At 38.7% G+C, this 12155-nt stretch carries 12 protein-coding genes; 6 read left to right on the forward strand and 6 right to left on the reverse strand.

What is annotated here, in order from left to right; translation table 11 throughout:
* Position 1 precedes the first annotated feature (1 nt).
* The 3 genes from AC1DDX_RS06880 to AC1DDX_RS06890 all read left to right on the forward strand — a co-directional run bounded on the left by AC1DDX_RS06880 (position 2) and on the right by AC1DDX_RS06890 (position 3116).
* Positions 2 to 811, forward strand: coding sequence for a tRNA pseudouridine synthase A (locus AC1DDX_RS06880; RefSeq protein WP_288882544.1), 810 nt, complete (start codon positions 2 to 4; stop codon positions 809 to 811).
* Between the two features lie 86 nt (positions 812 to 897).
* Entirely contained in the window at positions 898 to 1353 is a 456-nt protein-coding gene (locus AC1DDX_RS06885; protein WP_048903699.1) for a DoxX family protein, read from the forward strand.
* A gap of 53 nt (positions 1354 to 1406) precedes the next feature.
* Positions 1407 to 3116 (forward strand): M28 family peptidase, encoded by a 1710-nt coding sequence (locus AC1DDX_RS06890; protein ID WP_337717908.1) that lies wholly within the window; start codon positions 1407 to 1409, stop codon positions 3114 to 3116.
* On the opposite strand, the gene AC1DDX_RS06895 is transcribed toward AC1DDX_RS06890, so the two are convergent.
* The 4 genes from AC1DDX_RS06895 to AC1DDX_RS06910 are packed head-to-tail and all read right to left on the reverse strand — an operon-like array spanning position 3099 to position 6369.
* Positions 3099 to 3605: a shikimate kinase gene (locus tag AC1DDX_RS06895; protein ID WP_288882546.1), complete on the reverse strand. Its 507-nt coding sequence runs from the start codon at positions 3603 to 3605 to the stop codon at positions 3099 to 3101. The genes AC1DDX_RS06890 and AC1DDX_RS06895 overlap by 18 nt on opposite strands.
* Position 3606: 1 nt before the next feature.
* On the reverse strand, positions 3607 to 4662 hold the full coding sequence (locus AC1DDX_RS06900) for an ABC transporter permease (protein ID WP_337717910.1): 1056 nt from the start codon (positions 4660 to 4662) through the stop codon (positions 3607 to 3609).
* A gap of 2 nt (positions 4663 to 4664) precedes the next feature.
* Positions 4665 to 5816, reverse strand: a complete 1152-nt coding sequence (locus AC1DDX_RS06905) for a BT_3928 family protein (RefSeq protein ID WP_337717912.1) — start codon at positions 5814 to 5816, stop codon at positions 4665 to 4667.
* Positions 5817 to 5826: 10 nt separating this feature from the next.
* Positions 5827 to 6369: a DUF1599 domain-containing protein gene (locus AC1DDX_RS06910; RefSeq protein ID WP_477621890.1), complete on the reverse strand. Its 543-nt coding sequence runs from the start codon at positions 6367 to 6369 to the stop codon at positions 5827 to 5829.
* 93 nt (positions 6370 to 6462) lie between these two features.
* Between AC1DDX_RS06910 and folP the strand changes: the two genes are divergently transcribed.
* Both folP and cdaA read left to right on the forward strand, forming a co-directional pair.
* Complete coding sequence (gene folP, locus AC1DDX_RS06915) at positions 6463 to 7320, forward strand: dihydropteroate synthase (protein WP_337717914.1); 858 nt, start codon at positions 6463 to 6465, stop codon at positions 7318 to 7320.
* 20 nt (positions 7321 to 7340) lie between these two features.
* Positions 7341 to 8132, forward strand: a complete 792-nt coding sequence (gene cdaA, locus AC1DDX_RS06920; protein ID WP_172659354.1) for a diadenylate cyclase CdaA — start codon at positions 7341 to 7343, stop codon at positions 8130 to 8132.
* A 209-nt stretch (positions 8133 to 8341) separates the two neighbouring features.
* Here cdaA and AC1DDX_RS06925 read toward each other — a convergent pair whose 3' ends face one another.
* Positions 8342 to 9310, reverse strand: coding sequence for a FecR family protein (locus AC1DDX_RS06925; protein ID WP_337717916.1), 969 nt, complete (start codon positions 9308 to 9310; stop codon positions 8342 to 8344).
* Between the two features lie 21 nt (positions 9311 to 9331).
* The gene (locus AC1DDX_RS06930) at positions 9332 to 10528 is read right to left on the reverse strand and encodes a DUF4185 domain-containing protein (protein ID WP_477621891.1); all 1197 of its coding nucleotides are present in this window, start codon (positions 10526 to 10528) and stop codon (positions 9332 to 9334) included.
* 66 nt (positions 10529 to 10594) lie between these two features.
* Here AC1DDX_RS06930 and AC1DDX_RS06935 point away from each other — a divergent pair.
* The coding region (locus AC1DDX_RS06935) for a glycoside hydrolase (protein WP_477621892.1) at positions 10595 to 12155 on the forward strand (1561 nt) is incomplete at its 3' end.

Consider the following 12155-nt stretch of genomic DNA (forward strand, 5'->3'; position numbering starts at 1 on the left):
ATTGAGATACTTTGTTCACATTGGCTACAACGGCTTACACTATAACGGATGGCAAAAACAACCCGGAGTACTAAACGTACAAGGTGTGCTTGAGAAAGCACTTACTCAAGTATTAAAGACTCCTGTATTTATTATCGGTTGCGGGCGTACTGATGCACATGTACACGCCAGTCAGTTCTTTTTTCACATGGATATAGAACAAACCTGGGATTTTGATCTCTTGTTCAGGTTAAATAAGCTCTTGCCTGCAAACATTGCCATATTTGATATCATTGCAATGGATGGCTTGCAACATGCCCGATTTGACGCCGTACAAAGGTCCTATGACTACTTTATCCACACTTATAAAGATCCTTTTCTAAGTGGCCTCAGTTCCTTTTATTTGCTTGAAGACCTTCATTTTGATAGAATGAAACAGGCGGTTGAAATACTTCCGAATTATAAAGATTACAGACCCTTTTGTACCAGCCCTGATAAATACGAACACACCATCTGTAATGTCATGTCTGCAAATCTGGCGGTAGACTCCACCGGCGACAAGTTACGCTTCCAAATCGCTTCAAATCGCTTCCTAAGCAAGATGATCAGGATTATCATGGGTCAGGTTTTAAAAATCGGGAAAGGAGTTTTAAGTGTAGACGAATTTGAGAGTTACCTGGTCAACAAACAGACCCCGGCATTAATTACACCTGCGCACCCTCAAGGATTATACCTGTCAAAAGTGACTTATCCATATTTAAATTTACCTCCCAGAACCGCTTTTTCATCTATACTTCAGAAGCAAACAGACCTTTCCTGGAAAACATTATAATATATTGATTGTTAATATCTTGCTATTGGTTATTTAATCAAAATTAGTTAGCTTTAATAGACCATTATAAAATAGGAGGCATTATCATGACTGTTATTCAAAAAATCGAGCGTTGGGGCGATCTACATCATGCCAAATGGCTAGACATCATCCGTATTGCTTTAGGTATTCTCATTTTTAGCAAGGGTATTGCAATAGTTAGCAACACGGCAGTGCTTCAAGATCTATTATTACAGAATAATGTATTTGGTTTTTCTGGAATGATGGCAAGCGTAGCCGTTCACATTGTCGGATTTGTACATCTGGTAGGAGGTCTTTTAATTGCTATAGGCTTGCTTACACGGTTTGCATCTGTGATACAGATTCCAATATTATTGTGTGCTGTTTTTTTCGTCAACCTGTCACATGGCTTTTCAGCTTTGAATTCTGAATTGTGGCTTTCAATTATTGTACTGCTGTTATTAGTCTTATTTTGGGTTATTGGATCTGGACCATACTCGGTAGATTACTCTATGAAAAAAAGGCAAGATATTAACAGGTAGATAGCCTATAACGATTCTGCGATTCTTAGTATCTTTCGGCATATTTTATATGCATGAAAAAACTGTTGCTTGCCGGATTGCTATTATATGCTTCGCATAGTTTTGCGCAAGACCCTACGTTATCCTATTTCGACATTACCCGCAATGGGTTCAATGAAAAAAACGCCTTTGAAACTACATCTTTTGTGGAACAGCACTGGCGTTTGCCTGGCAACAAGGGTTTTAATGAGAGCATTTATTATGTAGAAGGTCTATTAAAAAAAGCAGGGTTCGTAGCGGAACAGAAAGATGAATCGGAAGGCCTATTAACCTACCGCATCGAAAAACGTCCGATGAAACAAAATACATGGGAGCCGGTTAATGCCACAGTAGGCATTGAAGTTGAGCATGAGCCTCTATTAGAGTTTAAAACAAATCGCAATATGATTACGATAAACTCTTCTTCAACCCCTATAGGAGGTACTACAGCTGAGGTGATTTACGTAAATCCAGCAGATATCAGCACCATAGATGATAAGGACATCAAAGGCAAAATTGTATTTTCAGAAATTGGAACAGGGAGGCTTTTCAATGTTGCCATCAATGCGGGGGCTCTGGGAGTTTTAGGATATGCAATGCCTGATTATACCCAACCCGAGAAGTATCAAACATCTATTCAATTTTCTGGAATTAATAATCCAGATGGTAAGGGCTGGGCAATCAATCTTTCATACAAGGCCAAAGAGCGCCTAAAGAAAGCAATAGCAAAAGGTCCTGTTAAACTAAATGTTACTGTAGCAACAAACACCTATCCTTCAGAAGAATTAACTATAATTGCCAACATAAAAGGGAACATTAAGCCTAATGAGCGTTTTGTATATAGTGCTCATGTACAGGAACCTGGTGCAAACGACAATGCATCTGGGGTAGGTACCTTAGCTGAAATGGCAAGACTTACTGCATCGCTGGTAAAATCAGGGAAACTTATACCTCAAAGAACACTAACCTTTTTATGGGGTGATGAAATTGTTTCTACCCAGCGGTACATCAAAGAGAATAACGAAAGGGCAAAGGGAATTATGTGGGGAATGAGCCTGGATATGGTTGGAGAAAACACAGAGAAAACCGGAGGATCTTTCCTCATAGAAAAAATGCCCGATCCTTCGGCCATATGGACAAGAGGTACAGATAAACATTCAGAATGGGGATCCGGAGATGTAAAGGAGGAGAATCTTTTCCCTCATTACTATAACGATCTGGTCATGAAAATTTGTAATGACCAGGGCAAACATGCAAACTGGAAGGTTAACTATAACCCCTTTGAAGGAGGTAGCGATCATACACCTTTCCTGAAAAACAAAATCCCGGGTTTATTAATGTGGCATTTTACAGATGTTTTTTACCATACCGATAATGACCGGCTAGACAAAGTATCAGCAACAACTATGAAAAACGTTGGTATCAGCGCCCTAACCACTGCCTACACACTGGTAACGGCAGATGAAAACACCGCATTATTTACCGTTAATGAAGTAAAAGCGGCTGCTTTAATTCGATTAAAAACAGAATTTAGCTTGAGCAAACAAGCCATTATGAGCGGAAAGTCTACTATCGAGCAGGAAAAGCACATCCTATCAACCTGGGGAAAATACTATGCCGATGCCCTTGCAACCATTTCTTCAATCCCGGTAAAGACAGAAACAAAACGAGTAAGTTCAGCAATTAAATTTGCAGTTCTGGAAGTAGAAAAACAAACCAACCAGTATTTAGATGAACTGAGATAAATGCTCCAATGCCTTATCTGGTGTAAGGTTTATTCCATCAACACTTAAAATAGCACGTTTATAGAAACGGTTCCTTTCAACCAACCTGGTTTCAATAAAATCAATCAGCTGCTCATGATTCATATCTTTAATTAAGGGGCGTTTTTCTTTACCTTTTTCCAGTCTCTTAGCCAGGGCAATTGGAGACATTTCGACATACATGGTAACCCCGTTGTCGTTCATCCATTCCATATTATCAAAATAACATGGAGCGCCTCCACCGGTTGCTACTACACAGTTTGCAGGGTAATTATGTTCTTTCAGTAATTTGCTTTCCAATCTTCTAAAAGCATCTTCTCCATTAGCCGCAAAATAGTCTCCGATATTGGAACCCACCTTGTCTTCCAGTACATGGTCCAGATCTATAAAATCGTAACCTAATTTAGTGGCTAATTTTTTACCTAAAGTACTTTTGCCGCAACCCATAAATCCAATCAGGAATATCATCATTTTAAGCCAACTTTACCCTTGGATCAACAAAGGCATATAAAATATCTACAAAAATATTAATTACTACAAAAACAAAGGCAATAAAAAGTATAGACCCCATAACTACCGGAAAATCTGACATCTCCAGTGCAGTTACAGTAGTGCGCCCTAAACCATTATAACCAAAAATATACTCTACAAAAAACGAACCAGCCAGCAGTGAAGCAAACCATCCCGAAATAGCGGTGATAACGGGATTTAGGGCATTTCTAAGTGCATGCTTGTAAATTATTGCATTTCTCCCTAATCCTTTTGCCCGTGCAGTTCTAATGTAATCCTGTGCAAGAACATCTAACATCGCACTGCGCGTTAACTGTACAATAATAGCCAGTGGCCTTAAGCCCAGGGTTACCATTGGTAACCACAGATTTTTCCAGGTGGTTACCTCACCCTCAAAAGGATCATAGCTATACAAACTGCCAGACATATTTAACCCGGTGTAATCGCTAAGTACAAAGCCAAAAAACCATGCTATAATGATCCCGGCGAAAAAAGAAGGTGCAGATATACCCAAAATAGCAAAAGCATTTGCAGTCTTATCAATCCAGCTATCTTTATGAACAGCCGACAGTACCCCTAAAAAAACACCTATTATAGTAGCAAATATCATAGCTGTAAGTGCCAGAATGAAAGTATTGGGAACCGTTTCAGTAAGAATTGTGGTTACATCGCGTTTAGTTTGATAAGAACGGCGTAAATAAGGCCATTTAAGCGCTATAACATCTTTGCCAACAGAAAACAGTTTTACATAATGGTACTTGTCCTTCGTCTCCTTATTATTATCGTGGAGCCCTATTGGCGAAAGGTCATTTAAATAAAGGAAGAATTGTACAGGTCTTGATCTATCTAACCCAAACTCTTTGCGTACAGCCTCTAAAGATTGTACATCAGAACGTTGTCCTAAAGTCATCCTTGCGGGATCTCCGGGCAATACATTAAATAATACAAACACGACTACAATTACGCCTGCCATTACGGCAAATCCATAGATGAATTTTTTAAAAGCGTATTGTAACATGATTATTTAGCAAAATACATTTTAGTAAGTTCGTCAAAAGAAGGAACATTATTATAATGCCATTTATTAATAACAACACCGTTCTTAAGTAAAAGCACACCTGGATTTGCCCTCACCATACTTTTTAAAGGCACAGCATCAGCATAAAAGACTTCACTAAACAGTTTCATTTTTTTGCTATAGGCATCTGCATCTTGTGCTGAACTGGAGGTTAACATTATGGACCTGATATTAAATTGTTCCGTTGCATTTAATGCCAGCGCATTTAACTTAGCTATACCTTCCTCATTGGAGTCTTTTAAATTGTATGCTACAATTACCAGATTGTAATATGGATTTTCTATTAGTTCTTTTGTATAATCGGTGCCCGAAGCATCGGTTATTTGTAAATCTTTAATTTTAGGCTCATAGCCTTTTTTAATCAGCTTGCTCTCCGGATCACCTATAATTTCCCAGTTGTCATCTTTCCAGATCTCAGTTTTCAGATAATCTTTATCACTCATCACCTTGGTTTCACCTGTTTCCTTATTCTTCATGTTGTACATGATTAAATACTCATCAGGCGGTGCCCCGGCAGGTATCTTCATCAAATCGGGCAAGCTAGCCCCAACTTTATAAGGCAGAAAATCTAGCACAGGCAATCTGCTATAGGTGAACTGACTAAACATTAATGAAAAAGTAAGTACAATAGCAAACAAAGCGCTTTGCCATCTGGCATTTTCAGTAACCGGGTGTATCCTATCCCTGTTTTTGAACAGGTAAACGATCATTGCCAATAAAACCAGATCTTTAGAAAAAGATTGCCAAGGGGTTAAAGGAATGGCATCTCCAAAACATCCGCATGAGGTTACTACTTTAAACGCTGCCGAAACAAAGGTTAGAAATGTAAAGAAAATAATAACCACCAGTAAACCAGTTGTTACCTGTTTGCGCCAAAAACCAAAAAGCAGTAAAGCACCCAATACAATTTCAAATACACAAAGCAATATGGCAATTCCTGTAGCCATGCCACTAAGAAACGGCATATGGAACACTTCAAAGTACTCCTGCAATTTATAACCAAATCCAAGCGGATCATTGGCTTTTATTAATCCTGAAAATATAAAGAGGATACCAACAAATATCCTGGAAAAGTTTAATGCGGCTTTCTTCATTGTTTACCAGCTATTTTACGCCCAACTTAATTAAAGCAAAAACAGCATAGTTTAGCATATCCTGATAATTTGCATTTACACCTTCGGAGGCCAGGGTGTGCCCCGAATTGTCTTCTATTTGTTTTACTCTTAAAATTTTCATTAAAATCAGATCTGTTAAAGAGCTAATGCGCATGTCTCTCCAGGCCTCACCATAATCGTGATTTTTGGCAAACATAAGTTCTTTAGTCCCATTTACCTTCTCGTCAAAAAGCTTCTCTACTCTTTCCACACCCAGCTCATACGGATCATCTTCTCCAAGCTCAAGCTGCATCATGGCAATTGCACAATAATTAATAATTCCTATATACTCAGAAACAATGTCTTCTCCTACTTTAGATACTTTCTTTTCCTCAAGCGTGCGGATCCGCTGTGCTTTAATGAAGATCTGGTCTGTTATAGAAGCCGGCCTTAATATTCGCCACGCTGTTCCATAGTCGTTTGTTTTMTTTAAAAAAAGCGATTTGCAAACCGCTATTACTGAGTCAAATTCTTGTGAAGTGTTTGTTGCCAAAACGATTAAAATAATAAGTTTACATCCGTTTTAATACTGTATCCTAATTGAGTAAAATCATTTAAAGATTTTATCTAAGTTTGTATTCAAACAATGGCTAAAGATACATTTTTAAACCGAAAGACTACACTAAACGTCAAAGGCAAACTGACAGATATCAGTGCCCCATGTGTAATGGGCATCCTAAATCTGACCCCAGACTCCTTTTACAGTAACAGCCGGGCCGGCTCTTTAGACGATGCATTGCAAAGAACGGAAGCCTTTCTGAAAGATGGGGCTAAGTTTATAGATATAGGAGCATACTCCTCTCGTCCGGGTGCAGCAGAAGTGAGTCCGGATGAAGAATTAAAAAGGATAGTTCCGATTGTAGAGGCTATCACAAAAAAGTTACCTGAAGTAATCATTTCTATAGACACTTTTAGAGCAAGAGTAGCAAAAGAAAGCATAGAAGCCGGCGCTCATATCATAAATGATATCGCTTCGGGCGACATGGATGAAGCCATGTTTGAAACAGTTGCGGCCCTTCAGGTTCCCTACATTACGATGCATATGAAGGGAACGCCACAAACCATGCAACAACAAACAGAATATAAAGATCTTGCATTGGACATAACGGACTACTTCTCCCTTAAAGTTGCCGAACTACAGAAACTGGGGGTAAAAGATATTATTTTAGATCCCGGCTTCGGTTTTGCAAAAACTTTAGACCAGAATTATCAGCTGCTAAATCAACTTCAGGACTTTAACATTTTTGAGCTTCCCCTACTTGTCGGCTTTTCCAGAAAATCTATGATCTATAAATTTCTGGGTTTAACTCCGCAGGAAGCCCTTAACGGAACATCGGTATTGAATACTATAGCGCTATTAAAAGGAGCAAGCATATTGCGTGTTCACGATGTAAAAGCTGCAGTAGAGTGTATAGCTTTAGTTCAAAAGACGCAGCAACAATAAAAATCCATAACTTGGCAGTGATGAAAGGCTTAGAATTTGATTTCTTAAAGGTAACAGTAACAGATGCGGTAGATATTATTCTTGTCGCTTTAATTATCTATTACATCTACAACCTGATTAAGAACACCCTCGCAGTAAACCTGTTGTTAGGTATGGTAATCATATTGGTAATACATTGGGTTGTAGATGCATTAAAAATGAATTTACTATCCACTATCATTAACCAATTTATGAGTGTGGGGATAATAGCCCTAATTGTTATTTTCCAGCCAGAGATCAGGCGCTTCTTATTACTCATCGGGAAAAATACTTTTCTACAGCAAAACAAAGCCTGGTGGGGCTATTTATTTGGAAGTAAAAATATTGAGCGCGACAATTTAGTAAGGATAAAACCTATCATTGACGCTTGCAAGAGCATGAAAAAATCAAGAACCGGAGCACTAATTGTATTTGTAAAGTTTTACGACGATCAGCTTTTTGCCAACAGTTGTGAGCTAATAGATTCAAAAATATCAAAACGATTGCTGGAGAGCATCTTTCAAAAATACAGCCCATTACATGATGGAGCTGTTGTTATTGCCGAAAACAAAATCAAAAGTGCAAGTTGTATCCTCCCTTTAACTGATAATGATAAATTACCACCTCAGTTTGGTCTTCGTCATAGAGCCGGGATTGGCGTGTCTGAAACTACGGATGCCGTTGCAGTAATTGTTTCAGAAGAAACCGGAGAGATTGCCTATGCTAAACAAGGCCGTGTAAGAATGAATGTATCTTTTGGAGAGTTGGAGAAACTTCTAAATAAAGATTTTTAATTCAGTGTCAGAGATGGTTCCTAGGCCCCATCTCTGACACTGAATTTAAGGAAAATAGCATGGCAAACCACCTTCTTATGTTAATATAAATTGATGATAATTAATACTGTCTGTTCAACTGGCAATACTAGATAGCCCCCTACTTTCCTTAAAAATCACCTTCTTCGATGAGGCCTAGCAGCTGTTGTTTTTCGCAACATATGCCAGACTTAGCGAAGAACGGTTATTTTTCTCCCCTTTATTTTGAACCGTACAAAACCTGTATTCTCTAAAGATTTTAAAGTAGAAGAGATGTTATCAAACCTTGAAACAGATAAACTAAATAATTCCTTAGGTGCGTTTTCGTTAGCATAAATTATTTCAACGTTGTACCATCTGGAAATACTTTTCATTATGGTTTCCAGGCTTTCATCTTCAAATAAGAAGAGCTCGTTTTTCCATGCAACTGCTTCCTTGGTATTTGCAGGAATGATTTCCAAATTGCCTTTTTTATTTATAGCCTGCTGGCCCGACTTTATGATATTATCGGAATTAATTCTGCCCATCCCCTCCAACAGCGTAGTTTTTATGGCCTCATCATTAACATAGCTACTAATGTTAAGTCGCGCAGCCTCAACCTCAATGCGCTGCTTTCCAGAAAATACCACAAATGGCGTATTGGCAATCTGAGCGATCTCAAAATAAGCTTCACCCTTTAGCTCTACTTTACGCTCAGCACCTGGATCAAATGATGCCGGATAAGTTAATTTAGAGGCCGCATTTAACCACACTTTAGTGCCGTCTGGTAAACGAACCTGATATTGGCCACCCAAGGGAGTCTCAAGACTATTAATCCCTGCATTTTTGACCGTATCAGAATTAAGCGCTTTTTCATGAACAGCATAGGTAATTTGTCCGCTTCCTGTCCTCACAATACTTGCTCCAGACTCCTCAGCCAGAACTCCATTAGGCGCTTCATCAAGACTAATCTTTTTACCGCTTGCCAAAGTTAATATAGCCCTGCTGCTGCCTGCATGAATGTCTCTCTTAGCAAACCTGTTTTCTTTTAAGGGTTTTGGATGATGGTTATAAAAAATTGCCCCAATCGCACATGCTATTAACGCCAAACAGGCTATTGCTAAATATCTGAATGCCCACCTGTCGTAAAATATTGGCTTCTTTTCTGGTTCTTCACTCATTTTTACACTTCCTTTTCAGTTTTAGTTAAATTTTATCTTAATGAACCGGGGCCTGTACAACTGAGGATCCGTTTCAAGATCTTTAAAGAAATCAAAAGAATTAACATTATAACTAATTAAAAGTTCTCCTTTTTCAGATAAACCTGGATGAGCCTTAGCATTATAAGAAAAATAACTTTTCTTTTTTAACGCATCAGAGCTGTCCCACAATTTTATTATTGGCCCAAAAGGCCCGATAGGGCTTTTCCCTAAACGCATCCCTACTGCTCTTCCCATGCCACCCTGCTGAAAAATTAACGCATATCTCCCATCTGGCAATACCGATAAACTAAGCTCATTTGAAACCTGATCTGTTATTGCTTCAGCCTTCTTAATATCTGCATTCCACGTTGCCCCATCCCAGAAGTTCCACTTAGCGTAATCATCAAATTCTTTAGGTTTTACCCTTGCTACCAGCAATTTTTTAGCCATCCCTTTTACCCCATAAACGTAAACATATCCATCAGGCCCAGGCGCTCCGGCCTTGGCTGTGTTTACGAATATACCTGCACCAAAAGATGCCATTTCCTTTTCGGTTTCATTACTGCTTAAATAAAATGGAGTATCTTTCTGTTCAAAGGTTTTATAAGGAGGCTCTTCTTTTTCGGCGATTTTGATTAGCGTATTACCTACCTCAGAAAAGCCAAAAGCGCCATCACTTACCTGTTTAACCCTGTAACCAAAAATATAGATGGCATTATTTTGCTCCTGGTTTACAAAACCATCGCCAAGCCAATAATAATCTGTAGGGCCTGTTAGGGGAGTTTTCGGCACAAATACAGTTTCCGGGTTATCCTTCTGGTCGTTTTTCCAAAAAAAAGTTATGTTGTCCTTTACAGGTTTTGTACCTTTTAATATCGCTATGCTATTATGGATCATTTTAGCTCCGGGCTCCATTTTATCATCTTTAATGTTCCCAATCATACTATCACTAAAAATGAAGAGGGTTTTCTTAGCTTCTGGTTTACCTGATTCTACCCCATTTAATGGAATAGTATAGATACCATCACCGCCAAACCATCCATTATTTCTTACAAATAAATTTGTCCACTCTGTAGCCTCCGTAGMCGTAAATTTTATATTCGTCAAATCCTGAGCATTGGAATTGCTAAAAAAGCCGGCCAAACAACATAACAAAACGATTTCTTTTATGCCTGAGGTAAATTTAAGTCTATTCATCAGGTATAAATATATTAAAAGTAGAGTTATATGTATATTAAGCTGTCAATTATTAATATTGTATCTATGAAAATTAAGCTACTCCTTTCCAGTGTCTTTATTAGGAAAATTACCCTGTGCACTTTTCTTTTAGCCAGTGCCCTAAGTTCATTCTCGCAAGATCAGAAACCAATTAAATTTACCCTTCTGCTCAACAAAACTGCACAACAAATACACAACATCGGCGGTTCTGGTTGCTGGTATACCGAGGAAATTGGCAAGCAATGGCCATTGGCCGAAAAACAACACATTGCAGAATTGTTATTTAGCAGGGGATTTGAAAAAGATGGCAGGCCAAAGGGGATCGGCTTATCTGCTTGGAGGTTTAATATTGGCGGGGGTACTGCTGAACAAGGCGACAGCAGTGGAATTGCAGATCCTTCGCGCAGAGTAGAGTGTTTTTTATCTCCTGATGGAACTTACGACTGGAGCAAACAGCAAGGATACACCTGGATGTTACGGCAGGCAAAAAATTATGGAGTAAAAGACCTGATTGCATTTGTAAACAGCCCTCCGGTACAGTTTAACAAGAATGGCCGTGGGTACAAGTCGCAAAAAGATGGCTCTACAAATTTAAGGCCCGATAAATATGATGCTTATGCAAACTTCCTGACCGAAGTAATAAAGCATTATGATAAAGAGGGCCTTCGTTTTAACTACATAAGTCCAATAAATGAGCCCCAATGGGATTGGTTAAAGCAATCTAATCAGGAAGGCAGTCCATGGACAAATGAGGAAATGTATCAAACCATTAAATCTTTAAATATCAGTTTACAGAAGCAAAAGCTTAGTACAAAAATCCTGACCACCGAAGCCGGTCAGCTTGATTTTTTGTATGCTGACAAGGGACGGACATCACGCCAGATAGACAGCTTCTGGAATCCAAAAAGCCCTTTATACATAGGCGGTTTTAGCAATAGTACAAAGTTTGTTGAAGGCCATGGATATTTTACAGAAAACGGCGACAGTACGCTAATAAACACAAGAAGATCTTTAAGAGATACTTTAAAGAAATATAATGGTCTGGAATATTGGCAATCAGAATACTCTATGCTTGGTAATGGTTATAAAGATAAAATCGAAGGCAAGCCAAGCGAGATGGATCATGCATTATTCCTTGCAAAGGTAATTAATCATGATTTTACCGTAGGGGATGCATCTGCCTGGCATTTCTGGAATGCATACGAGCCCGGGAATCCGTTAAATCCACGTTACTTTCTTATCGCATTAAATCCGCAAAGAGCAAGCAAACCTGAAAACAAGTACACCATTACTAAAAATCTGTGGGCCTTAGGACATTACAGTCTTTTTATCCGCCCTGGTATGGTTCGTATAGAAACACAAAGAAGCGACAGCTTAAATGACATGGAGGTTGCCCAGCAGGTAATGGTTTCTGCATTTAAAGACCCGAATGGAAAAAGTCTTGTAATAAATGTAATTAACTACACAAGTGAAACTAAAAAAACTGATTTTGTATTGAAAGGGCTACTTAAAGGACAGGCCTTAAAGCTTAAAAAGCATTATATAACCTCTGAAAAGCAGGATGACAATATTCGCCCTTATCCAATTGGAGATACTGCCCTACCAC

This window comes from Pedobacter sp. 10L46_2, assembly GCF_056395165.1.